21 protein-coding genes are annotated in these 23341 nt (G+C 64.7%); 11 read left to right on the top strand and 10 right to left on the bottom strand.

The window, feature by feature from the left end:
- The first annotated feature begins 4 nt into the window (after positions 1–4).
- Positions 5–1006, top strand: a complete 1002-nt coding sequence (locus QQL24_RS15190) for an ABC transporter ATP-binding protein (protein ID WP_284313087.1) — start codon at positions 5–7, stop codon at positions 1004–1006.
- A 159-nt stretch (positions 1007–1165) separates the two neighbouring features.
- Positions 1166–1948, top strand: coding sequence for an SDR family NAD(P)-dependent oxidoreductase (locus QQL24_RS15185; protein ID WP_284313193.1), 783 nt, complete (start codon positions 1166–1168; stop codon positions 1946–1948).
- 4 nt (positions 1949–1952) lie between these two features.
- On the opposite strand, the gene QQL24_RS15180 is transcribed toward QQL24_RS15185, so the two are convergent.
- On the bottom strand, positions 1953–2339 hold the full coding sequence (locus QQL24_RS15180; protein ID WP_284313085.1) for a YkvA family protein: 387 nt from the start codon (positions 2337–2339) through the stop codon (positions 1953–1955).
- A 348-nt stretch (positions 2340–2687) separates the two neighbouring features.
- On the opposite strand from QQL24_RS15180, the gene QQL24_RS15175 reads away from it, so the two are divergent.
- Positions 2688–3470 carry an SDR family NAD(P)-dependent oxidoreductase gene (locus QQL24_RS15175; protein ID WP_284313084.1) on the top strand — a complete coding sequence of 261 codons (783 nt, stop codon included), beginning with the start codon at positions 2688–2690 and terminating at the stop codon, positions 3468–3470.
- 175 nt (positions 3471–3645) lie between these two features.
- Here QQL24_RS15175 and QQL24_RS15170 read toward each other — a convergent pair whose 3' ends face one another.
- Entirely contained in the window at positions 3646–5067 is a 1422-nt protein-coding gene (locus tag QQL24_RS15170) for a mannose-1-phosphate guanylyltransferase/mannose-6-phosphate isomerase (RefSeq protein WP_284313083.1), read from the bottom strand.
- Between the two features lie 230 nt (positions 5068–5297).
- Between QQL24_RS15170 and QQL24_RS15165 the strand changes: the two genes are divergently transcribed.
- A complete protein-coding gene (locus QQL24_RS15165; protein WP_284313082.1) occupies positions 5298–5864 on the top strand; it encodes a methyltransferase family protein in 567 nt (188 codons plus the stop codon).
- A 301-nt stretch (positions 5865–6165) separates the two neighbouring features.
- Here QQL24_RS15165 and QQL24_RS15160 read toward each other — a convergent pair whose 3' ends face one another.
- From QQL24_RS15160 to QQL24_RS15135, 6 genes are all read right to left on the bottom strand, one after another.
- Positions 6166–7683: a helicase HerA domain-containing protein gene (locus QQL24_RS15160; protein WP_284313081.1), complete on the bottom strand. Its 1518-nt coding sequence runs from the start codon at positions 7681–7683 to the stop codon at positions 6166–6168.
- A gap of 170 nt (positions 7684–7853) precedes the next feature.
- On the bottom strand, positions 7854–8762 hold the full coding sequence (locus QQL24_RS15155) for an SIS domain-containing protein (protein WP_284313080.1): 909 nt from the start codon (positions 8760–8762) through the stop codon (positions 7854–7856).
- 56 nt (positions 8763–8818) lie between these two features.
- On the bottom strand, positions 8819–9673 hold the full coding sequence (locus tag QQL24_RS15150; RefSeq protein WP_284313078.1) for an MBL fold metallo-hydrolase: 855 nt from the start codon (positions 9671–9673) through the stop codon (positions 8819–8821).
- Between the two features lie 195 nt (positions 9674–9868).
- On the bottom strand, positions 9869–10804 hold the full coding sequence (locus QQL24_RS15145) for an NAD(P)-dependent oxidoreductase (RefSeq protein ID WP_284313077.1): 936 nt from the start codon (positions 10802–10804) through the stop codon (positions 9869–9871).
- A gap of 3 nt (positions 10805–10807) precedes the next feature.
- Positions 10808–11761: a shikimate dehydrogenase family protein gene (locus tag QQL24_RS15140; RefSeq protein WP_284313076.1), complete on the bottom strand. Its 954-nt coding sequence runs from the start codon at positions 11759–11761 to the stop codon at positions 10808–10810.
- Entirely contained in the window at positions 11758–12414 is a 657-nt protein-coding gene (locus tag QQL24_RS15135; RefSeq protein WP_284313075.1) for a bifunctional 4-hydroxy-2-oxoglutarate aldolase/2-dehydro-3-deoxy-phosphogluconate aldolase, read from the bottom strand. Before QQL24_RS15135 ends, QQL24_RS15140 begins: the two co-directional genes overlap by 4 nt.
- Before the next feature lie 259 nt (positions 12415–12673).
- On the opposite strand from QQL24_RS15135, the gene QQL24_RS15130 reads away from it, so the two are divergent.
- From QQL24_RS15130 to QQL24_RS15110, 5 genes are all read left to right on the top strand, one after another.
- A complete protein-coding gene (locus QQL24_RS15130) occupies positions 12674–14182 on the top strand; it encodes a xylulokinase (RefSeq protein WP_284313074.1) in 1509 nt (502 codons plus the stop codon).
- A gap of 50 nt (positions 14183–14232) precedes the next feature.
- Positions 14233–14991, top strand: coding sequence for an SDR family NAD(P)-dependent oxidoreductase (locus tag QQL24_RS15125; protein WP_284313073.1), 759 nt, complete (start codon positions 14233–14235; stop codon positions 14989–14991).
- An 18-nt stretch (positions 14992–15009) separates the two neighbouring features.
- The gene (locus QQL24_RS15120; protein ID WP_284313072.1) at positions 15010–15801 is read left to right on the top strand and encodes an SDR family NAD(P)-dependent oxidoreductase; all 792 of its coding nucleotides are present in this window, start codon (positions 15010–15012) and stop codon (positions 15799–15801) included.
- Positions 15802–16205: 404 nt separating this feature from the next.
- Entirely contained in the window at positions 16206–17453 is a 1248-nt protein-coding gene (locus QQL24_RS15115) for a L,D-transpeptidase family protein (RefSeq protein ID WP_284313071.1), read from the top strand.
- Between the two features lie 216 nt (positions 17454–17669).
- Complete coding sequence (locus QQL24_RS15110; protein WP_284313070.1) at positions 17670–18233, top strand: cytochrome b; 564 nt, start codon at positions 17670–17672, stop codon at positions 18231–18233.
- A 59-nt stretch (positions 18234–18292) separates the two neighbouring features.
- Here QQL24_RS15110 and QQL24_RS15105 read toward each other — a convergent pair whose 3' ends face one another.
- Entirely contained in the window at positions 18293–20956 is a 2664-nt protein-coding gene (locus tag QQL24_RS15105) for a caspase family protein (protein WP_284313069.1), read from the bottom strand.
- A 223-nt stretch (positions 20957–21179) separates the two neighbouring features.
- Positions 21180–21608, bottom strand: coding sequence for a hypothetical protein (locus tag QQL24_RS15100; RefSeq protein WP_284313068.1), 429 nt, complete (start codon positions 21606–21608; stop codon positions 21180–21182).
- Positions 21609–21643: 35 nt separating this feature from the next.
- On the opposite strand from QQL24_RS15100, the gene QQL24_RS15095 reads away from it, so the two are divergent.
- Both QQL24_RS15095 and QQL24_RS15090 read left to right on the top strand, forming a co-directional pair.
- Positions 21644–22108 carry a MarR family winged helix-turn-helix transcriptional regulator gene (locus QQL24_RS15095; protein ID WP_284313067.1) on the top strand — a complete coding sequence of 155 codons (465 nt, stop codon included), beginning with the start codon at positions 21644–21646 and terminating at the stop codon, positions 22106–22108.
- Positions 22101–23318 carry an HlyD family secretion protein gene (locus QQL24_RS15090; RefSeq protein WP_431310690.1) on the top strand — a complete coding sequence of 406 codons (1218 nt, stop codon included), beginning with the start codon at positions 22101–22103 and terminating at the stop codon, positions 23316–23318. The genes QQL24_RS15095 and QQL24_RS15090 overlap by 8 nt, the downstream gene beginning before the upstream one ends.
- Positions 23319–23341 lie beyond the last annotated feature (23 nt).

Raw genomic sequence — 23341 nt, 5'->3', positions numbered from 1 at the left:
TAAAATGGGGCAATTCAACCTTCGTAACGTGCGCAAGGCCTTCGGTGACGTCGTCATCATCCCGGACCTTGACCTCGACATCAGCGACGGCGAGTTCGTGGTCTTCGTCGGTCCGTCGGGCTGCGGCAAGTCCACCCTGCTGCGCCTGATCGCCGGCCTGGAGGACACCACCTCCGGCGAGATCAAGATCGACGGCGTCGACATGGCCAACGCTCCGCCCGCCAAGCGCGGCTTGGCCATGGTGTTTCAGTCCTATGCGCTCTATCCGCATATGAGCGTGCGCAACAACATCGCCTTCGCGCTCAAGATGGCGGGTGAACCCAAGGACGTCATCGACACCAAGGTCGCCAAGGCGGCGGCGTCGCTGAACCTGACCAGCTATCTCGACCGTAAGCCGCGCCAGCTCTCCGGCGGTCAGCGCCAGCGTGTCGCCATCGGTCGCGCCATCGTGCGTGCCCCGAAGGCCTTCCTGTTCGACGAGCCCTTGTCGAATCTGGACGCCGCCCTTCGCGTCAACATGCGTCTGGAAATCACCCAGCTGCATCAGGACCTGAAGACCACGATGATCTACGTGACCCATGATCAGGTGGAAGCCATGACCATGGCCGACAAGATCGTGGTGCTCAATGCCGGCAATGTCGAGCAGGTCGGCTCTCCGCTCGAGCTCTACAACAAGCCGCGCAATGTCTTCGTGGCCGGCTTCATCGGCTCGCCGAAGATGAACCTGGTCAAGGGCAGCCAGGCGGCCTCTTATAATGTAACCACGGTCGGTATCCGGCCCGAGCATCTCGATCTCTCGGCCACGTCGGGTACGTGGAAGGGCAAGATCATCATCTCCGAACATCTGGGCTCGGACACCTTCTTCCATATCGACCTCGATGACGGCACCCGCATCACGGCGCGTGCCCCAGGCGAGTTCAGCCTGGGCACCAACGATACCATCTATCTGACGCCACAACCCGAGCGCCTGCATCGCTTCGATGACAAGGGGCTGGCCATTCGGTGACGAGCGCGAGGCGGGCATGTCCCGCCTCGTTTCGTCTCAGCATGGGCGATGAGGCGCGCCGGCCGGCCCGGCGCGCCTCCCCTCGCCCGGACATGCGGCACCTGGGTTCGCCCCGGAACGGCGCCGCCATGCCTTCGCTGTTCTTGAAAGGCCATGTCGATGTATATGCAGAAATATTTGCTGACCGGCCGGCATGCGCTGGTCACCGGCGGCGCCCGCGGCATCGGCCTTGCCTGCGTCGAGGCCTTGGCGGAAGTCGGCGCCCGGGTGGTGATCGCCGACTTCGACATGAAGGTCGCGCAGGATGCCCAGGCCGAACTGCGCGGCAAGGGTTACGAGACCACCATCGTGAAGATGGACGTTACCAAGCCGGACCAGGTTACCGCACTCGCCGACGACCTCGCCGCCGATGGTCGCGGCATCGAGATCCTCGTCAACAATGCCGGCATCGCCCGCTCGATGACGCCGGCGGAGACGGTGGCGGACGAGCATTGGCTCAATGTCATCGACGTCAACCTCAACGGCGTGTTCTGGTGCTGCCGTGCCTTCGGCAAACACATGCTGGCGGCGAAAAAGGGCTCGATCGTCAACATCGGCTCGATGTCGGGCTTCATCGTCAACAAGCCCCAGGAGCAGGCTTACTACAACGCCTCCAAGGCAGCGGTGCACCATCTCACCAAGTCGCTGGCGGCCGAATGGGCCTCGCGCGGCGTGCGCGTCAATGCGGTGGCGCCGACCTATATCAACACGCCGCTTACTGCCTTCGCCTCCCAGAACCCCGACAACAAGAAGATGTTCAGGACCTGGCTCGAGATGACGCCGATGGGCCGCATGGGCGAGGTCGACGAAATCGCCTCCACCGTGCATTTCCTCGCTTCGGATGCCGCCAGCCTGCTGACCGGCTCCGTTGTCGTGGCTGACGGCGGCTATACCTGCTGGTAAGACGTTACGCCGAGGCGCGAGTCAAGAAACCCAGCGCCCACCAGGCAACCAGGGCCGCTGCCGCCAGCCAAATCGCCCCGATCAGGACGGCCGTTCCGATGCTGCGCGGACGCCTGTCATGCAAAGCAGCCATCCGCCTGTATTCGTCCAGCAGCCCAGCCGGTATCATCCGGATCGCGAGGGCAATCCCCAGAGGAACGATGACGAGATCGTCGAGATAGCCGATGATCGGAATGAAATCGGGAATGAGGTCGATCGGGCTCAGCGCGTAAGCCGCCACCGCGCTGGCTACGAGCTTCGCCCTCCAGGGCGTCCTGGGATCGCGGGCGGCGATCCAGAGCGTCAGCACGTCGCGCTTGAGTGCCCGAGCCCAGTGTCGCAACCGCTCCATCGCCTCTCTCCTCGGCCGTTCTCTCGTTACGGTGGCGAGGCTTTACGGCATCGGCAAGACCAGCTCTAAAGCGTTTTGCGATTTGACGGAATCGGCAAGAATCGCAAAGACGCGTCGAAACAAAGAGTTAGAGCAAAGCAGCGTTTGCGCCTAAACGCGCTTTGCTCTAAGAATCGCCGGCGTTCTCAATCTCCTATTTGTGCTGATTTCCAACAAAGAGGCCCGGATGGGCTTCGGCGAATCACGGTCGCGCCTTAGATTGCACGCCCGGCGCGTGGTCCGATAAGAACAGCCCGACTGCGCCGCCCCTATCGGATCAGGGACGAAACGCACGAGAGGATGTCTGGAATGTACAGGAACAAGCTCGACCTCACCGGCCGCCATGCGCTGGTCACCGGCGGCGGCCGCGGCATCGGCCTCGCCTGCGCTGAGGCGCTGGTGGAGTTCGGCGCCAAGGTGGTGATCGCCGATTTCGACATGAAGGTCGCCGAGGAGGGCCAGGCCGCCCTCGCCGCCAAGGGCTACACCACCGAGATCGTGCAGATGGACGTGACCAAGTCCGAACAGGTCACGCAGGTGGCCGACGACCTCGCCAGCCAGGGCCGCACCGTCGAGATCCTGGTCAACAATGCCGGCATCGCCCGCTCGATGACCCCGGCCGAAACGGTGACGGACGAGCATTGGCTCAATGTCATCGACGTCAACCTGAACGGCGTGTTCTGGTGCTGCCGTGCCTTCGGCAAGCATATGCTGGCGGCAAAGAAGGGGTCGATCGTCAATATCGGGTCGATGTCCGGCTTCATCGTCAACAAGCCGCAGGAACAGTCCTATTACAATGCCTCCAAGGCCGGTGTGCACCATCTCACCAAGTCGCTGGCGGCCGAATGGGCCTCGCGCGGCGTGCGCGTGAACTCGGTGGCGCCCACCTATATCAACACGCCGCTGACCGCCTTCGCCGCCAATGACCCCAACAATGCAGACATGTTCAAGACCTGGCTGGAGATGACGCCGATGGGCCGCATGGGCGAGGTCGACGAAATCGCCTCCACCGTGCAGTTCCTGGCCTCGGACGCCGCCAGCCTGCTGACGGGTTCGATCGTGCTCGCCGACGGCGGCTATACCTGCTGGTAAAGCGGCCGATCCGCATCAAACAAAAAGGCCTTCCATGGCGGGCATGGAAGGCCTCTTCAGACAGTAGATCGCTCGAAACACGGATTGGCGGTCTCCGACCGCCATCTTCTTTTGACCCAGGGCGCCTCGTTTCCAAGAATGGCGATCGGAGATCGCCACTCCAATTTGCGCTGCCTCACGAAGCGGCGCGGTTGTAGACGTCCTCGAGGCGGATGATGTCGTCCTCGCCGAAATAGCTGCCGGTCTGCACCTCGATCAGTTCCAGGTCGATCTTGCCCGGATTCTCCAGGCGATGGGTGGCGCCAAGCGGGATATAGATCGACTCGTTCTCATGCAGCGTCTTGACGTTGGCGTTGATGGTGACGGTCGCCACGCCACGCACCACGATCCAGTGCTCGGAGCGATGGTGATGCTTCTGCAGCGAAAGCTGGCCACCGGGCTTGACCATGATGCGCTTGACCTGGTGGCGCGAGCCGAGATCCAGCGACTGATAGGACCCCCAGGGGCGGAAGGACTGCAGATGTTCCTGCGTGAGCTTGTTGTGCTTCTGCTTCAGCTTCTCGACCAACGCCTTGATGCCGGCAGCGTCGTCGCGCCTGGCCACCAGCACTGCATCGCCGGTGGCGATTACGGCGAGATCGTCGAGGCCGACGACGCAGACCACTGGCCGCTCGGTGGAGACCAGATTGTTGCGGGCATTGACGAAAACGCCCTCGCCCAACCTGGCGTTGCCAGCCTCGTCCTGCGGAGACAATTCGCGCACCGCGCTCCAGGAACCGACATCCGACCAGTCGAAGCTGGCGGGGACCACGGCGGCGACCTTGGTCTTCTCCATCACCGCATAGTCGACCGAGCGCTTGTCGGCATGGCCGAAGGCGGCGGCATCGAGACGGATGAAGCCGAGGTCGACCTTCGCCTTGGCGACGGCCTCCTTCACGGCTTCCACCGTACGTGGCTCTCGCTCGGCATATTCGGAAAGGAACTTTCCGGCCTGGTAGAGGAAGTTGCCGGAATTCCACAGATAGCCTTCGCGGACATAGCGCGTGGCCGTCTCCGCATCCGGCTTCTCGACGAAGCGCTGCACATGCAGCACGCCCTCGGTGAGGGGCTCGCCCACTTCGATATAGCCATAGCCGGTGGCCGGATGATCCGGCGCCACGCCGAAGGTCACGATGGCGTTCATCTCGGCGCCATGGCGCGCTGCAACGCAGGCTGCGCGGAAGCCCTCGACGTCGCGGACACGGTGATCGGCCGCGAGCGAAAGAACCGGCGTCTCGGCGCCGTTGCGCTGGACGATATAGGCCGTACCGGCGGCGATGGCCGGGCCGGAATCGCGGGCCTCGGGCTCGAGCAGGATATCGGCCTCGATGCCAACCGCCAGCAATTGGTCGGCCACCAGGAAGCGATGGTCTTGGTTGGTGACGATCACCGGACGGCCGAACAGGCTGACGTCGCTGACACGGCGGACCGTCTCCTGGAAGGTGGAGAGATCACCGAAAAGCGGCAGGAACTGCTTGGGGCGGCTGGCGCGCGAAGCGGGCCAAAGCCGGGTGCCGGAACCACCACAGACGATCAGGGGAACGATCAGGGAAGACATCATCCGCTCTTGCTTGGAGAAAAAGGGGAGCCGTTTCGGCGCTTGCTATGCCATATTTATACCGCCGCGGACATGCAAATTTCAGGCCCGCTTTAGACTACCATACTCCCCTATTGGGATTCTGATACGACAATTTCTAATGCTTCCGGATAGATTACCTTAGGTAATCCTTGAAATTCTGCCATAAATCGGGGCGATGCCTGCCATGCTGAAGGGCAGGGAGAGGTCGCATGTATCCTGGTCTGGTTCTGATCGGTCTTTGGCTCGCCTGGGCGATATCCTGGATCATCGCGGCGCGCTGGTCCAGCAAGGCCCTGCGCGTAGAGGGTGGCCGGGAGGTCTTGATTTACCGCCTGCTGATGCTGATCGGCGGCCTCATCCTCGCCGTGCCGGCCCGCACCAGTTGGGCCGTGCATCTGTGGTGGCCCGATTTCACCGGCGCCTGGCTGTGCGTTCTCGGCGCCTTTGCAGGCTTTGCCTTCTGCTGGTGGGCCCGCCTGCATCTCGGCTCGCTCTGGTCGGGCTCGGTCACCATCAAGGCCGACCATCATATCGTCGATACCGGCCCCTACGGCCTGGTACGCCATCCCATCTATAGCGGACTGATCCTGGCCTTGCTGGCGACGGCCCTGATCAAGGGCACACTGGTGGGTTTCATCGGCGTCGCCATCATCCTCGTCGGCATCGTGATGAAGGCGAGACTGGAGGAGAACGTGCTGCGTGGTGACCTGGGTCCGCAGGCTTATGATGCCTATGCCCGACGCGTGCCGATGCTTGTGCCGTTCTGGTGGTTGTGAAGCCACAGCTGGGCGAGATGAGGCAATTCTGCGTAGAGCGCGCCGGTTGCGCCCCCTCGCCCCGTTCTTACGGGGAGAGGATAGAGGTGAGGGGCAGCGCAAACTCAAGGGAGAAGCGTTTTGAGAGGCGGCACCGTAGAAACAAATGCAATAAAACTCTATTATCTTATTGATATAACTGATAAAATTTACCTTGGGAAGGCAGCGCAGCTCTATCCTCTCCCCGTAAGAACGGGGCGAGGGGACGCAATCGGCTCACCTGATCCTGCAACGTCCAGTCTCGCCCAAACGCTGCAGTTGCCTACTCGGCCGCCGCCAAGCCGCGCTCGTCCTGGACGGGCCCGTTGGGATCGCCCGGCGCCGTCTCCCAGCCGAGATCCGGGATGACGGCGATGCGCGAGCCGCGCATGTCCACCCGCGTCATTACGAAATCGGCGTTCTGCAGATGGCGGATCTGGCTGCGGGCGCGCCCACTCGAATGGCTGCCGCAGCGCCGCGCGATCTCGGCGTCCGGCGGACAGGGCTGGCCCGTCATCGCCGCGCCGGCGAGGATGAGGAAGACGGCCTGCAGGTCGGCGGGCACCAGCCGCGCCTGGTCGAGCGCGCGCTGCCATTCCTCGGCATCCACCGTCTCGGGATCGAGGCCGGCGCGGGCGGCGTTGAGCAGGAACTTGAACTGCGCCATCGCCGGCGGCGTGCCGCCGAGCCGCTCGATACGGCAGCGCACGATGAAATCCTGGTAGAGCACCGCCTCGGTGCGGAAGGTCGCATCCGGCTCCCGCATGATGGCGAAGGCGATGCGGGCAAAGGCGCGCTGCAGCTCGGCTGGCGGCATGGCCGGCACAGCCTCCTCGCCGGCACCCTCGGCCGGCTTGTCGCGCACCAGTTGTTCGAGGATCTCGGTGGTGGACAACGGCGCTGGCGTCACCACCCGGCGTTCCGGACGGGCGCGCGGCGCGGCGACGGGCACGGGCGCCAGGATCAGGTCGCGCGCCGCCTCGCCCGCTTCCGGCAGCGGCGTCAGCTTGGGCGTCGCCACGCGCGGACGCGTCTCCACCGGGCCCACCCTGATCGGCAGGGGACGGCGCGACAAGGCCGGGCCCAGCGCCACGAACTGGCCGCGCTGTAGCTCGCGGAAGGTCTCGGCCTGGCGGCGGTCGAGCCCGAGGAGGTCGGCCGCACGCGCCATGTCGATATCGAGAAAGGTGCGCCCCATCAGGAAGTTGGAGGCTTCAGCCGCGACATTCTTGGCAAGCTTGGCCAGGCGCTGCGTCGCGATGATGCCGGCAAGGCCGCGCTTGCGGCCGCGGCACATCAGGTTGGTCATGGCGCCCAGCGAGACCTTGCGCGCATCCTCCGAGACTTCGCCCGAGGCGGCGGGGGCGAAGAGCTGGGCTTCGTCCACCACCACCAGCATGGGGAACCAGTAATCGCGCTCGGCGTCGAAGAGGGCGTTGAGGAAGGCGGCCGCCGCCTTCATCTGCATCTCGGCATCGAGGCTCTCGAGCACCAGCACGGCGGAGACACGGTGCTGGCGCACGCGCTGGGCGATATGCTCGAGTTCAGCCAGGCTGCGCTCGCCATCGATGACGACATGGCCGTAGCGGTCGGACAGGCTGGCGAACTCGCCCTCGGGATCGATGATCACCTGCTGCACATGCGGCGCGCTCTGTTCGAGCAGCCGGCGCAGGAGATGCGACTTGCCGGAGCCGGAATTGCCCTGCACCAACAGGCGCGTCGCCAGCAATTCCTCGACATCGAGCATTGCAGGCGCACCGCCGGCCGCGGAGGCGGTGCCCATGTCGATTTCGATCTTCATCGCAAGCAGTGATTCCGGTTCAGCTTCCAGCCATACAATCTGAACGCCTCCGCCAACAACCCCCGGTGTCGAGCGGGGGCGGATTTCCCACATGCGCGGGCGGGCAGGCGTTGCGGCCATGCCGAACCTGATCGTGGCGGTGAGGTATAAATAAGGGCGTAGAAGGACCCTCACTCCTCGGTCCGATACTCCGCCAGCCGCCGCTTCATACGCTGGAAGCGACAGACATGGGCTTCGTCGCGGCGTAGCGCCACGGCGGTGGAGAGTACGTCGATCACCACCAGCGCGGCGATGCGCGAGATGGTCGGCGTATAGATATTGGTGTTGTCGAGCGTCTCCACCAGCAAGGTCACGTCGCAATGGCTGGCGAGCGAGGTTTCGAAGCCGGTAATGCCGATCACCCTGGCCCCGTTTTCCCGGGCCGTGCGCGCTACCTCGATGATGGAGCGGGTACGTCCGGTGTTGGAGATGACCACGGCGACATCGCCCGGCTTCATCATCGAGGCGACCATGATCTGCTGGTGGGAATCGAGCTGGGCGCCGCAGGGCACACCGAAGAGGGGGAATTTCTGCTGGGCGTCGCGCGCCACGATGCCGGAGGCGCCGAAGCCGAAGAACTCGATAGAGTTGGCGCGCTCCAGGATGCCGATTGCCTGCTTCAACGCCTCCTTGTCGAGATGGTGGCGAGCCCAGTCGAGGCTGGTGATGGTGTAGTCGAAGATCTTCTCGACCACGGCTTCCGGTGGATCGGTGTCGAGCAGCACCGAATGGGTGGCCGGCGTGCCCAAAGCGAGGCTCTGGGCGAGGCGCAGCTTGAAATCCTGGAAGCCGCTGCAGCCGATGGCGGTGCAGAAACGGATCACCGTCGGCTCGCTCACGCCCGCGGCAAGCGCCGTCTCCGCCACCGTGGCGTTGAGGATGCGATGGGGATCGGCCAGGATGAGATCGGCGACCTTGCGGTCGGATTTGCGCAATTCGCCGAGCATCACGCGGACGACTTCGAGCACATTCTGGATCGTGGCTCGGGGAGCAGGCTGGGAGGAAACGACAGAATCCGGCGAGGCCATAGCCTTAGTCACCCTTCTTAGGTTCCCTCTCTTGGCGGGAGGGCTGAATCCGCAGCGTCAGGCGGGATTCATAGCCTATACTCGATTCCTTCCCTGGCCCGAAGCAGCCTCGTCTTGCCGGTCATGGCCACCGCCCTGGCATCGATAATTTCGGGCGCGACCGTGTTGAAGGCGAACATGCCAAAATGATGCGCCAGAAGAATGGGGATGGCACAGGCCTCGGCGACTTCGACAGCCTCGTCCAGGGTGAAATTGCCGACGATACCGGCCGAGCGAAGCGCTTCCGACCTACCATTCACCGGAAACAGCGCGATATCAGGCTTCAGGGCTTCGATCTCGGCCAGTTGTCCCTCGAAGGGGATGGTGTCGCCCGAATGGAAAATTCTGACATGGCCCAGCCTGAAGCCATAGCCGAGGAAGAGGTGGTGGCCGGCCTCGTCCCGCGTGAGCTCCTCATGCGCCGCGCGCACGGCGGTGACTTCGGCGCCCTCGCCCAGGACAAGCGTCTCGCCGGCATCGACGCCGATGAAGCTATTCGGCCCGAGACCGGTCTTCTCCGCGGCGACCTTCAGGGAAGCCTTCGGCACCAGGATACTGACGGCGGGAAAGCGCTCGGCGATCGGGGCCAGCGTCGCACCATCCATATGGTCGGTATGGAAATGCGTGCAGGCCACGAAATCGATCGGCGGGAGGTCGGCGATCTCGATGGGCGGGGGCATCATGCGCTCATGCGAAAAGCCGCGATCTCGATATTTCTGCGCCAGCGAATCCGACAGATAGGGATCGATCAGGATACGCAGGCGGCCAGTATCGACCAGGAAGCCGGCCTGGCCGAGCCAGTAGAGCGAGACGCCCGTTTCGGGACGCGAAGCAGCAAGCTTGTGCGCCAGTGTCCCGGAAAACCGCAATGCCGCAAAGGCCATCTCAGGGAACTCCGATGTCTTGTTGAGAAAGGCAGAAACGGCAATGTTCGTCATTCGGGCCGGAGCGCAGCGAAGAGCCGGAATCCATGAACACAATCCTTCGAGGACGGTGTTCATGGATTCCAGGTCTCCCCACGGTCGCCCGGAATGACGTTCCTCGCGCCCTTGTTAGTGGCGCTTCGAATACTCGGACCATCACCCCTTCCCCGCCCGCAAGGCATCCATCAGGTTGGCGATGGCCACTTCGGTGGCCCGGTTGACGCTTTCCTGGGTGAAGCCGCCGATATGGCTGGTGGCGATCACCCTCGGGTGAGCGGCGAGCAGGAGGCTCGTCGGTGGTTCGTCGTCGAAGACGTCGGTGGCGTAGCAGCCGAGACTGCCGGCATCGAGGGCGGCAAGCACCGCCGCCTCGTCGATCAGCATCGCACGCGCCGTGTTGATCAGGATCGCGCCGCTCGGCATCGAGGCAAGCTCGACGGCACCGATCAGCGGCCTGCCATCCGCCAGCGCCGGGCAGTGCAGCGTGATGATATCGGCCTGCGCCAGGATCTCCGGCACCTCCGCCCAGGTGAGCTCGCGCTCACCGACATTCACATTCGGACGGAGGGGATCGAAGGCGAGGATGCGGGCACCGAGCGCGGCGGCCAGGCGCGCGACCTCGGCGCCGATCGCCCCGCAGCCGATCACCCCGACCGTGCGGCCGCGGATCTCGGCGCCCAGCCGGCGTGGCCACTGGCCCTGCTTGATACCGGCATCGCAGAGCGGGATCTGTCGCAGTGCCGCGAATATCAGCCCGATGGCGAGTTCCGCCACCCCGGCCGCATTGGCGCCCGCGGCGATGCGCACGGCAATCCGGCGCTCGAGCAGCGCCTCGATCGGCAGATTGTCGACGCCCGTACCGTTGCGGCTGATCGCCCGGAGCCTGCCGGCGGCCTCGATCACGCGTGGCGAGATCTTCTCCACCCCGGCGAGCCAGCCGGTGACACCGGGCACCAGCGCCAGCAGTTCGGCCTCGTCGGGCGACTTGCCGGGCGTGGACATGACGATCTCATGGCCCTGGTCGCGCAACTGCTCGATCCGCGGATGGGGCGTCGATGTCAGCGAGCGCGGCGTGACGAGGATGCGTTCCATCGCTCAGCCCTTCGCCGCCGCGATGGCGATCTCGCCGAGCTTGTCGAAGCCCGGACCGGAGGTCGGGATGTCGATGTGGAAGACCTCCGCGATCACCTGCGTCCAGCCATGGATGAAATAGGTCCAGCCGTCCTCGATCTGCAGATGGCGGGCCGCCTGCTGCCTGCGGGCCTGGTCGAGGAAGACGAGGTCGCCGCGATAATTGAGGTCCCAGACGATGCCGTGGTCGGGAAAGACGACCGCCTCGGTGAGCGGCGAGCCCGGCGCGTCCTTGCCCAGACCCGTGGCGTTGATCACCACCGAGCCCGGCTTGAGTGCAGCGGTGACGGCATCATTGTCGGCAGGCGTGGGAGCCAGGACATAGTCGACCGGCACGGTGAGGCCGATCTCTTTGTGAATCCGCTCGATCTCATCGAGCCGGTGCTGGCTGCGATTGGAGACGATCATGCGCGAGGGCCGGTCGGCGCCGCGCTCCTGCCGGCCCATATGCCAGGTCAGCGCGATGGTGGAGCCGCCGGCGCCGATCGAGAAGAGCTCGGCCCCGGTCTTCTCGAAATGGCCCTTGGGGATGAAACCATCGAGCGACAGGCCTGAGGAGATCGGATCCTTGGCATGGCAGATCAGCTTGCCGCCCTGCTTGGAGATGCAGCTCGTCTCCTCCATGCGCAGGGCGAAGGTATCTATTACCTCGAACATGTCGCGGCAGGCCTTGTAGAGATCGATCTTGTGGGTGGTGACCAGCGCGCCCATCGACAGCGGATCGGCCTTGATGAAGGCCACCGCCTCGCGATAGGCGCTGGGATCGGCATGGAGCGGAAAGTCGATGCCCTTGATCACCGCATCCTTGAGACCGAGATGCTTGGCCCAGGCCGGAAACACCCGCATGATCGAACTCTTGGTGGTGGTGACGCCGATGAAATAGAGCGTCGGCTGGGTGGCGGGCCGATAGGCGCTCATGCTTCACCCGCGCGAATGGCCCTGGCGCGCTCGACCGCGGCCTTTGCCTTGGCGGTGATCTCCGCGAATTTGCCCTCGCGCATGTCCTCGGGCCTGGCGATCCAGGTGCCACCGACAGCCGCGATGAAGCGATGCTTCAGCCAGTCGCCCATCGTCTCCAAGCTGACGCCGCCGGTGGGGATGAAATGCACGCCAAGATGGTTGAAGGGCGCCGCGATGCCCTCCAGCGCCTTCGGGCCACCGGCGATGCCGGCCGGGAAGAATTTGCACAGGCGAAATCCGGCGCGGGTTGCCAGCGTCAGGTCGGTCGGTGTCATGATGCCGGGGGCGAAGGGCAGGCCGATATCTCTGGCAGCCGCCGTGATCTGCGGATCGAAGCCTGGCGAGAGCGCGAACTTCGCGCCATTGTCCTTGCATGCCCTCACGGATTCGAGATCGAGCACCGTGCCGGCGCCAGCGAGGAAGTCGGGGCGCTTGTCCTTCAGGATGGCCAGCACTTCGGCGGCCGCCTTGGTTCGGAAGGTGATCTCGGCGATCGGCAACCCGCCCTCCGCCAGCGCATCGGCAAGCGCCAGGGCATGAGCAGGATTTTCGATTGCGATAACTGGCACGACGCCGATCTTCTCGATCGTTTCAAGGGGGTTGGCGGCCATGTCTCGATTCTCCTGGGGCTGGCACGGAGCCACCCCCTATCACTGAAATTCTGTAGCAATGCTACATATCAGGGCAAAAGGTCACAAGATATGGAATATATTTGCTGCGTCGCAGCATAAATGCGCTGAATTTGCGGTTGACTGGCATGCGTACGCGTAGCATCACTCCGGAAATATGTCTTCCTTCGAGGCAGGATGCGCGCATGAGCAAGAACCGAAAAGGCCAAGAGCCGAAGGACCGAGAACCGAAAGACCTGGCATGACCGGGGACCTGATCCTTGCCATCGATGTCGGCACCGGCAGCGCCCGCGCCGCCCTGGTCGATGCGGGCAGCGGCGCCATCCTCGAAATCGCGGCGAGCGAATATGATCAGATCGTGCCGGCCTTCGGCTGGGCCGAACAGCGCCCGGCCGACTGGTGGTCCGGTACGGTGGTGGCCATCCGCACGGTCCTCGGCAAGCATGCCGGTTCGAAAACCGGGATCGCCGCCGTCGCCGCCTGCGGCCAGATGCACGGCACCGTGCTGGTCGACAGCCAGGGCCGGCTCACCCGCGACACCGCCCCCCTCTGGAACGACAAACGCACCGTCGGTCTGGTTGCCGGGTTCGAGCATTCGAATCCGCCCTCCTCCTATCTCGCCGAGAGTGGCAATCCGCCGACGCCGGCCTGGCCCGGCTTCAAGCTCGCCTGGCTGCGCGACAACGATCCCGAGGCCTACCAGGCAGCAGCTACCGTGCTGATGCCGAAGGATTATATCAATCTGCACCTCACAGGCGAGATCGCCATGGACGAGGGCGATGCCTCCTGCAGCTTCCTGATGAACCCGCGGACGGGCCGATGGTCATCAGCCATGATCGAGCGCCTCGGCCTTGACGCCGCCAAGCTGCCGCCGATCCGCTCGCCCCTCGACATTCTCGGCCATGTCACCGCCGAGGCAGCCGGCGAGACCGGCCTGCCGGAAGGCATCCCCGTCCTGGTAGGCGGCGCCGATTATCCCGTGGCGGTGCTCGGCTCGGGCGTTGTGAGCCCTGGCACCGCCTCGGACGTGATGGGCACCTCTTCCATCATCACCCTGATTACGCCGCAGCCTTTGCTCGATCCGGAAATCTGCAATGTGCGCACGGTCGAGGGCCATTGGGGGCCGTTCACTCTGCTCGAAACCGGAGGCGACGCCATGCGCTGGGCGCGCCGCGCCTTCCATGAAAAGTCGCTCTCCTATGCCGACATCGTCGCCAAGGCGGCGGAGGCACCGGCCGGCGCCGAAGGCCTGTTCTTCCTGCCCTTCCTGGCGGGCGAGCGGCTCGGCGCCCACCGCAATGCGCGCGCCCAGTTCTTCGGCATCGGCGCCAAGCACGGCCTCGCCCATCTCCACCGCGCCACGCTGGAAGGCGTCGCCTTCGCGGTGAACCGGCACATCCGCGTGATGGAGGCGTCCACCGGCCAGAAGCTCGAACGCGTGGTCGCATCAGGTGGCGGCGCCAGGAGCGAGTTCTGGCTGAAGATCAAGGCGAGCGCCTATAACGTGTCCATCCTGGTGCCGCGGGAGACCGAATGCGGCATAGTCGGCTGCGCCGCCATGGCGGCAACGGCGCTCGGCCGCTTCGCGAAGGTTGAGGACGCCATCGGTCATTTCGTGCACTACGAACATGAGGTCCTGCCCGACCCGGCCTGGGCCGAGACCTATGCCCGCATGCAGCCGGTGTTCGACAAGCTCTACCGCCATTCGCAGGCGCTCTACGACGACCTGGATCGGCTGGAGCAGAGATGACTCCGGCCGGCTCAGCGCCAGCCCAAACGAAAACACCCAAGGAAATCCCCATGCAGGACATTCTCTCCGCCTTCCGTCCCGATCTCTTCGCCGGCAAGACCGTGGTGGTCTCGGGTGGCTCCAGCGGCATCGGCCTTGCCCTCGCGCAGGGCTTTGCCCGCCTTGGCGCAGCGGTGATCGCCACCGGCTCGACCAGCGCGCGCCTTGCCGCGGCGAAGGCCGCCAATGGGGAAAGCGGCATCCGCTTCGAGCAGCTCGACGTGCGCGACAAAAAGGCCGTCGACGCCTTCTTCGCCGCCCTGCCCAAGCTCGACGTGCTGGTCAATTCCCAGGGCATCGCCCGCCCGGACGCGGAATGGACGGAAGAGACCTATCTCGAAGTCGTCGATGTCAACATGAACAGCGCCATGCGCCTCGCCATGGCCGCCCATCCACTCCTGAAGAACTCGCAGGGCGTGATCATCAACATCGCCTCGATGCTGAGCTATCTCGCCGATGACAGCGTCCCCGCCTATTGCGCCTCCAAGACCGGCATCATGGGCCTCACCCGGGCGCTCGCCCATAAATTCGGCCCCGAAGGCATCCGCGTCAACGCCATCGCGCCCGGCTACCACAAGACGGACATGACCAAGGCCCTGTGGACCGACCCCGTGCCCGCCGGGAAGATCGCCCAGAAGTCCGCCCTCAAGCGCTGGGGCACGGTGGACGATCTCGTCGGCACCGCCATCTTCTTTGCCTCCCCCGCCTCGATGTTCGTGACAGCCACGACATTACCCGTGGATGGCGGCTATGTTGTCGGCGGATTCTGACAAGGGAAGGAACGGGCCATGGATCTCGGGCTGAAGGACAAGGTAGCGGTCATCACGGGCGGGAGCGTGGGCATCGGCCTCGCCATCGCTGAGGGCCTGGCCGCCGAGGGCGCCCATGTCGTGCTCGCCGCTCGGCAGGCCGAGCGCGTGACCGTCGAGGCCGAGCGCATCGAGACCGAGTTCGGCGTGCGCGCCCTCGGTGTCTCCTGCGATGTCGCCGGCGTGGACGGCATCCGCGAACTGGTGGACCAGACCAGGGCTACTTTCGGCGGCGCCGACATCCTGATCAACAATGCCGGCACCGGCTCCAACGAGACCATCATGGAGGCCCCGGACGAGAAATGGCAGGCCTATTGGGACCTGCATGTGATGGCGGCGGTGCGCCTTGCCCGTGGCTTCGTGCCGATGATGCGCCAGCGCGGCGGCGGGGTGATCCTGCACAACGCCTCGATCTGCGCGCTGCAGCCGCTCTGGTACGAGCCGATCTACAACGTCACCAAGGCAGCGCTGATGATGTTCTCCAAGACGCTGGCCGAGGAGGTGATCAAGGACAATATCCGCGTCAACACGGTCAATCCCGGCCTGGTGCTGACGCCGGACTGGATCAAGACCGCCAAGCAGCTCACCGCCGGCAAGGGCGGCGACTGGCAGGGCTATCTCGACGGCGTCGCTCATGAGAATGCCTCGATCAAGCGCTTCTCCTCGCCCGAGGAAATGGCGAATTTCTTCGTCTTCCTGTGCTCGAACAAGGCGACCTATTCGGTGGGCTCGGCCTATTACGTCGATGGCGGCATGCTGAAGACGGTGTGATGGTCGGCCAGGAAAGTGCCGAACGAGAAGGCGCCGGACACACGACGTCATTCCGGGCGACTGAAAGGAGACCCGGAATCCACGAACACTGTCCTTGAAAGGTTTGTGTTCCTGGATTCCGGCTCTTCGCTTCGCTACGGCCGGAATGACGGCGGCGTATGCGCTGGCTGTGACTCCATTGACGCGAATGGCTCTACTTCAACGCCTTGGGGTAGAAATCCTTGGCGTAGGTAACTGCATATCCTCCTCACTCCCGATAACGTTCCCTCAAATCTCGGTGACTTCGCCTCAGGGTTGGTAGCTCGGCTCATTTCTGCGCTTTTCTTTAAGGAGAGGGGTTTTTCATCTCGCGCAGATTTCCAATCCAACCGGGCCGAGGCCTGGTGCTGAACAGGCCTGTAGACATGTCCCTGCCGCTCACACGTCGTCACATCCTTGCCCTCCTGGCCGGCGGTGCCGCATCAACCGCCCTGTCGCGCCCCTCGCTGTCCAACAATCTCGGCCTCGGCCAGATGGAGATGAAGGAGGGCTACGATTCGATCACCAGCCCGCTCGATGCGGCCATGAGTTCCTCTCCGCTGCTGTCATCAGGCACGATCGAGGCAACCGAACGAGCCTTGGCGAAATATCAGGAACTCGCCGCACAGGGCGGCTGGCCGCAGGTGACCGGCAATGAGCGCCTGCAGCTCGGCGACGACAATGCCGATGTGGTCTCCCTGCGCCAGCGCCTCGTGGCGTCCGGCGACCTCGCCCCCTCGCTTGGGCGCTCACCGGTGTTCGATTCCTATCTCGACGGAGCCGTGATGCGCTTCCAGGCCCGCCATGGCATCGAGGCCAGCGGCGTGGTCGGCGATACCTCGCGCGCCGCCCTCGCCATTCCCATCGACGTGCGCGTCAAACAACTCCAGATGAACATCGTGCGCCTGCGTGAGATGGGCAGTCTCGGCAGCCGCTACATGATGATGAACATCCCGGCGACCGAGGTGGAGGCCGTCAGCAATGGCGTGGTCGAACAGCGCCACAACACCGTGATCGGCAAGCCGGACCGCCCCTCGCCGATCCTCTCCACCGTCGTGCAGAACGTGAATTTCAATCCCTTCTGGACGGTGCCGCTCTCCATCATCAAGAAAGACCTGATCCCGCTGATGCAGAAGGATCCGGGATATCTGACCGAACACCACATCCGCATCTACACGCCGACCGGCCAGGAGATCCTGGCGAGCCAGATCGACTGGAACACCGACGAGGCGACGCGCATGCGCTTCACCCAGGACCCTGGCTTCGACAATTCCCTCGGCCAGGTGCGCATCAACATCGCCAACCAGTATGGCGTCTACATGCATGACACGCCGGAAAAGTCGGTGTTCGGCTCCGAGTATCATTTCGATTCCTCCGGCTGCGCCCGCGTGCAGGACGTGCGGGATCTCTGCGCCTGGATCCTGCAGGGCACCGAATATACGCGCGACCGCATCGACGAGGTGATCCGTTCCGGCGCCCGCACCACGGCAACCCCGACTGCCAAGGTGCCGGTGTTCTGGATCTACGTCACGGCCTGGGCGACGCCCGAAGGCCTCGTCGAGTTCCGCGACGACGTCTACAACAAGGACGGCTATGCGAACCTGGCCGTGGTGACGAACGACGACAACGGGTGAAGGATGGGAGTGTCGATCCCGCCCCTTTCAGCATGGCAGAAGGGGCTGAGATCGACATTCTGGGAACGATATCTTTGCCGGCAAGGAAGATGTCGATCGGTGATCGACACTCCAAACCGCGGCCCGCCCAAATTTATTGCACCGCAGCAACCCGCCCCAATTCGGCCCCGATCGAAGGCCATCCCGCGTTGCGGGGGGCTTTTGAAAGTATCGCGCATGTCCTCGACCGCAACGCCGACCGCCCCCGACCGCTATCATTACGACCGCCAGCAGCGCCTCTTCCACTGGCTGATGGCGGCGATCATCTTCACGGCCATCGGCCTCGGCGTCTGGGCCGCCTTCCTGGAGCCCGGCACCTCACCGAGGCGTGAGATTCTCGATATCCATAAGTCGCTCGGCATGACCGCCCTGGTGCTGGTGGTGCTCCGGCTCGTCTATCGGCTGCTGGCCGGCGAGCCGCTCTACCGCAATGCGCCGCCGGCGCTCACCCATCTTGCCGCCCGCCTTGCCCATCTCGCGCTCTACGGCCTGATGTTCTTCATGCCCCTCACCGGCTATCTGTTCTCGGCCTCGGGCAATTATTCCCTGCCCTGGTTCGGCCTGTTCTCCTGGCCCCGCCTGCTGCCGCTCGACAAGGCCAGGGCCCTGTTGGGCGAGAGCCTGCATTACTGGGGCGCCTGGGCGATCGGTGCGGTGCTGACGCTGCATGTGCTGGCGGTGGCATGGCACGTCCTCGTCAGAAAGGACGAGGTGCTCGAGCGCATGCTGCCCGGAAAATAAAAACCGCCCGGCCTTTGCGGACCGGGCGGCTGTTCAGCCTGTCGACGAGGCGGCAGAGCTTATTGGCAGGGCGGCAGGCCCGGACGGCCGCAGCGGCGTTCGGCCGGCGCAGCGGGAGCACGCGGCTGTGGCTGCGGACGTGCCTGCGGCGGCGGACGCATCTGCTGTTGCGGTTGCGGCCTCACCTGCATCTGAGGCTGCGGACGCGGCTGCATCTGGGGCTGCGGACGCGGCTGGAACTGCGGCGTCGGACGCACTTGCTGGCGAGGCGCCTGTTCGCCCCCCGGAGGCTGGAACTGCATCCGCGGCCTCTGACCATTCTGCGGGTTGAAGCGCGGCGCAGGATTGTTGGTCTGCGGCTGGCCGCCCTGCGGCAGCGGTGCCTGGTTAAAGCGCTTGGCCCGCGGCAATGGCTGCTGACCGCCTTGCGGCGTGGCACCCGGCTCCAAGGCAGGCTGACCCGGCAGGCGAGGCTTGCGCCCGCCAGGCTGAACCGGCGTGGCAGGCAACGGTTGCCCGGCACCAGCGCCGCCCGGCGTCCCCAGTTGCTGGCCGGGCAGGCGCTTGCGGCCGCCTTGCGGCTGGCCGGGGGCCACACCAGGCACGGGCTGGCCCACACCAGGCCCAGGCTGGTCGGTCTGTGCATTCGGCTGGACCTGCCCACCTTGCAGGGGTGCATTGCCTTGCTGCTTGCGGAAACGGGGGTTCCCCTTCTGCCCCGGCTGGCCGGGGGCCACACCAGGCACGGGCTGGCCGGTCTGTGCATTCGGCTGGACCTGCCCGCCTTGCAAGGGTGCATTGCCTTGCTGCTTGCGGAAACGAGGGGTTCCTTTCTGCCCCGGCTGGCCTGCGACTCCGGGCGTGCCCCCGACACCGGGCTGGTTGAGCTGGTTCGGCTGATTTTGCTGCCCCGGCAGGAAGGTGCCGGGCTGGTTCTGGTTGCCCGGCTGCAGGCCCGGCTGGAGCTTTCCGCCCGGCTGCTGGCCAGGAAGAATGCCAGGCTGGGGCAGAGGCTGACGGCCCTTGTTGAGCGGCAGGGGTTGCCCGTTCAGGCCGGGAAGGGTCTGCGCCGGCGGCAGGCGCCCCGGCTGCGGCACGGCACCGGGCAGCACGGGAGCCCCGCCGACACCGGGCTGCCCCTGCGGCGGCGGACGGTTGGCGCGGTTGCGCAGGAACATCGGCAGGGCAACGGCGGCGGCGCCGGCGCCGATGGCAAGCGCGGCTCCCGTCTTTTCGCCTGGCGTCAGGCCCTCCTGCCGCGGCGGCTCGTTGATCCGTTCATTGATCACCCGCGCGTCGTGGATGTTGTCGAAGATGAAATTCTGCGGCGGCGGCTCGACATAGCGCGGTGGCCTCACCCACTCCGGCACCGCCACGAAGGGGGGAGTCGGCAGGAGGTAGGGATCGAGCGGCGGCGGCGGCGGCGCCAGCACCACGAAGTCACGCGGCGGCGGCGGCAGGAAGATGATTGCCGGCGGAGGCGGTGGTGGCAGGTCGAAATCCGGGTCCGAGAAGATGAAGACGGGGCGATCGACATAGACGATCTCGTCCTCTTCCGGCGGCGGCACGTCATAGTCGATCACGTCGAAGGTGGGCGGCGGCTCGAGCGCGGCCGAGAGATAGTCGAGCCGGCGGCGCGCATCCCAGGCATGTGGCCCGCGCGGATAGCGCCTGAGATAGGACCAGTAGGCATTCGGCGTGTCGCGCGTCCAGGTCTCGCGCCAGGTAATGGCCTCGCGGCGGGCTGCGATGATGGCGCGCACGCGCTTGGCCATCGGATCGCGGGGATAGGCGGTGATGAAATCCTGATAGGCCGGCAGGGTGTCACGGGCCACGGCGGCGGCATAGGCATCCCCCGCACCGAAGTCGGCGATGCGCTTGGATTGCAAAGACTTGTCCTGGTAGTAGGTCGCCTGGGGCGGCGGCGCGCCTTGCCCACGGTCGAAGAACACGAAGGGCTCGCTGATGCGCGAGACGCTCCAGGGCAGCAGGCCGCCCTGCGTCTGCTCATTGACGCGCAGGCGCACGCGGTCGAACACGTCGGCAACCGGCAGGCCGCCCACCCGTATCGTCTCGGCGAGAGCCTGGGCATAGGCGCCATAGGGTCCCTGTTCCTGCGGCGCCACCGTGCCCGGCGCCGCGTTGAAGGCGATGAGCGAATTGGGATTGGCGTCCATCAGCGCGAGGCCGCCGGCGAGCGGCTGGTCGCCCTGCGCAAAATTATTGGCGCGAGCGGCATCGATGACGACCATGTTCGCCTTGAGATGCAGGCCGGCCAAAGGCTGGATGAAATCGGAAAGGCGGATGGCCTCGGAGGGAATGGCGGCCGGCGTCGCGAGCTTCGCATCGACGGGCACGAAGTAGTTCTGCCCCTCGAGTTGGACGCCGTAGCCGGCGAGATAGACGAAGGCGACGGTATCGGGGCCGGACTGCTGGGCCTTGTCGAGGAAGTCGCGGAAGGCGTGACGCAGGGCATCCTGGTCGAGATCGCGGGCGCCGACAACGTCGAAGCCGGCGGCCTGCAGCGTCTGGGCGATCAGCCCGGCATCATTGGCGGTCGTCGGCAAGGCGCCCCCCGCATAGGACGAATTGCCGATGACCAGCGCAATGCGCTTTTCCTGTTGCGATTGGGGCGATGGCGCCTGGGCATCCTGGGCCCTGGCCGGCGGAAGCAGCATCGTCACCGCCATCAGAACAAGCAACGTTCCGATGGCAGCCCTCATTCTTGCGATCATATCCTGGCCCTCGTTTCCTTACCGGGCTCGCCTGCGCGCCAGGTGGCACATACAGCAGGCGATGCGGCTCCCAGCCAATTTCTGCACGCTACCGACATGGATAACGCGCCTTGCTTGTATAAAGGCTGAACGAAAAGAGGCAGCTTTGCGGCCATACCGCAAAGCTTTTGTGGAAATCTCAGCAGAGGCCCAAAGGATTACGAAAGGGCACTCAATGCTGATCGGCACACAGGATGACAGGTGCGGTCAGGGAACCCACAAAGCCAGTGCCCTGGTACACGATCGCATTATTGGCGCCCTGCGGCAGCAGGAACGATCCGCTCACCACCTGCGGGACATTGTTCGGCAGGAGCAGGCTCCAGCTGAAATTGCACAATTGCGCCGGCTTCTTCGGCGCGAGATGGCTGCAGTTGAGCTGGGCACCGCCCAGCATGGCAGCCCCACCGCAGCTTACGAAACTGGGCGCCGCGCGAGCCGTTTCCGCCCCCAGTGCCATGAAACCGGCAAGCGCCGAGGCGGCCCCAACGGCGAAAAACATCATTTGGTGATCAAATTTCATGTGATAGCGGCCCATTTCCTTCACCCGAGCCATTTCAGCGATTGCAATCCCGGCTACCTTGTTATAGATAACATGGATCATAAGCAACCTCATTATCAACACGGTCTGTCCTGATCATGCTCACACAACCAACCCTTGGCTTTGTACTGCATGACGTGGCCCGCCTCCTGCGCAAGCGTTTCGAGCAAAGGGCGCGCGACCTCGGGCTGACCCGTTCGCAATGGCAGACTCTCGCTTATCTGTCGCAGAATGAAGGCATCCATCAGGGCGGGCTCGCCGATATTATGGAAATCGAGCCCATCACGCTGGTGCGCATCCTCGACAAACTGGAGGCACGCGGCCTGGTCGAGCGGCGCCAGCATGCGGCTGACCGGCGGATCTGGCTGCTTTTTCTGACGCCCGAAGCCTACCCCCTTCTCACCGAAATCCGGGGTATCGGCGAGGTAACCCGTGGAGAGGCCCTGGCCGGCATATCGGACCAGGAACGTGTTCAATTGCTCAACACCTTAACAATTATGAAGTCCAATCTGCTGGAGGCCTGCCGCTTACCGGTCGATGGCAAAGAGGCAAGTCATGGCTGACGGAAGTAACAATGTTACGCGTATCGAAAATCGCGTCGCCCCCGACAAACCCGCAGTAGAGCAGCCCGGCGAAGCCACCCCCGCTTCCCAGGCGCCGGCTCCTGCGGCGCCGGCCGCCACTCCGGCCCCTAAGAAGAAGCGCTCGCTGCTGCGTCCGCTCCTGTTCCTGCTCCTGCCGGTCGCCGTGGTGGCGGGCGGCTATTATTACGTCACGGGCGGCCAGGTGATGGAGACCGACAATGCCTATGTCGGCGCGGCCACCGTGGGAGTCTCCACCGATGTCGCCGGGACGGTGATCGAGATCGACGTGCACAACAACCAGACGGTGAAGAAGGGCGATCTGCTCTATCGCCTGCGTCCGGACACCTACAAGATCGCGCTCGCCGGCGCGCAGGCCCAGCTCGGCACGGTGCGCAACCAGGTGGTGACGCTGCAGGCGAGCTACACGCTGGCTCTCGCCCAGATCGAGCAGGCCAAGGCGGACATTCCCTTCTTCGAGGCGCAATACAAACGCCAGCAGGATCTGCAATCGAGTTCGGCGGCCTCCAAGGCCCTTTTCGACTCGGCCAGGCATGACCTCGACGCCGCCAACCAGAAGGTGCTGGTGGCGCAGGCCCAGGCCCAGGCGATGCTGGCCCAGCTCGGCGGCGACGCCTCGCAGACGGTAGAGCAGAACCCCTTCTACCTGCAGGCGAAATCGGCGGTCGACAATGCCCAGCGCGACCTCAACGACACCGTGGTGAAGGCGCCGTTCGACGGCATCGTCACCAATGTCGACAGCCTGCAGGTCGGCGCCTATCTCCAGGCCTCGCAGCAGGCCTTCAACCTGGTCTCGACCACCGACATGTGGATCGATGCCAGCCCGAAGGAGACCGAGCTGACCTATGTCAAGCCCGACCAGGAGGTGACCATCGCCGTCGATACCTATCCGGGCGTCGAATGGAAGGGCAAGGTGCAGACGATCAGCCCGGCCTCCAGCTCCAGCTTCTCGCTGCTGCCGGCGCAGAACACCACCGGCAACTGGGTGAAGGTGGTGCAGCGCATCCCGATGCGGGTGACGATCGAGAATGATCCGAACAAGCCGCCGCTGCGCGTGGGCATGAGCGCCGAAGTCAGTGTCGACACCGGCCATGCCCGCGGCCTGCCCGACTTCGTGCAGGGCCTCATCGACCGCTGGCAAGGCAAGAAGACCGAGCCCGCCAAGGGCTGAAAGGCGGCGCGGAGCGATTCTGC

This window comes from Labrys miyagiensis (assembly GCF_030160835.1).
GTDB classification, from domain to species: domain Bacteria; phylum Pseudomonadota; class Alphaproteobacteria; order Rhizobiales; family Labraceae; genus Labrys; species Labrys miyagiensis.
Note: the sequence above shows the minus strand (reverse complement) of the source record. Positions and strands in the feature narration are given on the sequence as shown.

Excerpts from the sequence above, each read along its gene's own strand:
- QQL24_RS15190 (WP_284313087.1), top strand. The coding sequence starts at position 5 with ATGGGGCAATTCAACCTTCGTAACGTGCGCAAGGCCTTCGGTGACGTC.
- QQL24_RS15185 (WP_284313193.1), top strand. The coding sequence starts at position 1,166 with ATGTATATGCAGAAATATTTGCTGACCGGCCGGCATGCGCTGGTCACC.
- QQL24_RS15180 (WP_284313085.1), bottom strand. The coding sequence starts at position 2,339 with ATGGAGCGGTTGCGACACTGGGCTCGGGCACTCAAGCGCGACGTGCTG.
- QQL24_RS15175 (WP_284313084.1), top strand. The coding sequence starts at position 2,688 with ATGTACAGGAACAAGCTCGACCTCACCGGCCGCCATGCGCTGGTCACC.
- QQL24_RS15170 (WP_284313083.1), bottom strand. The coding sequence starts at position 5,067 with ATGTCTTCCCTGATCGTTCCCCTGATCGTCTGTGGTGGTTCCGGCACC.
- QQL24_RS15165 (WP_284313082.1), top strand. The coding sequence starts at position 5,298 with ATGTATCCTGGTCTGGTTCTGATCGGTCTTTGGCTCGCCTGGGCGATA.
- QQL24_RS15160 (WP_284313081.1), bottom strand. The coding sequence starts at position 7,683 with ATGAAGATCGAAATCGACATGGGCACCGCCTCCGCGGCCGGCGGTGCG.
- QQL24_RS15150 (WP_284313078.1), bottom strand. The coding sequence starts at position 9,673 with ATGGCCTTTGCGGCATTGCGGTTTTCCGGGACACTGGCGCACAAGCTT.
- QQL24_RS15145 (WP_284313077.1), bottom strand. The coding sequence starts at position 10,804 with ATGGAACGCATCCTCGTCACGCCGCGCTCGCTGACATCGACGCCCCAT.
- QQL24_RS15140 (WP_284313076.1), bottom strand. The coding sequence starts at position 11,761 with ATGAGCGCCTATCGGCCCGCCACCCAGCCGACGCTCTATTTCATCGGC.
- QQL24_RS15135 (WP_284313075.1), bottom strand. The coding sequence starts at position 12,414 with ATGGCCGCCAACCCCCTTGAAACGATCGAGAAGATCGGCGTCGTGCCA.
- QQL24_RS15130 (WP_284313074.1), top strand. The coding sequence starts at position 12,674 with ATGACCGGGGACCTGATCCTTGCCATCGATGTCGGCACCGGCAGCGCC.
- QQL24_RS15125 (WP_284313073.1), top strand. The coding sequence starts at position 14,233 with ATGCAGGACATTCTCTCCGCCTTCCGTCCCGATCTCTTCGCCGGCAAG.
- QQL24_RS15120 (WP_284313072.1), top strand. The coding sequence starts at position 15,010 with ATGGATCTCGGGCTGAAGGACAAGGTAGCGGTCATCACGGGCGGGAGC.
- QQL24_RS15115 (WP_284313071.1), top strand. The coding sequence starts at position 16,206 with ATGTCCCTGCCGCTCACACGTCGTCACATCCTTGCCCTCCTGGCCGGC.
- QQL24_RS15110 (WP_284313070.1), top strand. The coding sequence starts at position 17,670 with ATGTCCTCGACCGCAACGCCGACCGCCCCCGACCGCTATCATTACGAC.
- QQL24_RS15105 (WP_284313069.1), bottom strand. The coding sequence starts at position 20,956 with ATGAGGGCTGCCATCGGAACGTTGCTTGTTCTGATGGCGGTGACGATG.
- QQL24_RS15100 (WP_284313068.1), bottom strand. The coding sequence starts at position 21,608 with ATGATCCATGTTATCTATAACAAGGTAGCCGGGATTGCAATCGCTGAA.
- QQL24_RS15095 (WP_284313067.1), top strand. The coding sequence starts at position 21,644 with ATGCTCACACAACCAACCCTTGGCTTTGTACTGCATGACGTGGCCCGC.
- QQL24_RS15090 (WP_431310690.1), top strand. The coding sequence starts at position 22,101 with ATGGCTGACGGAAGTAACAATGTTACGCGTATCGAAAATCGCGTCGCC.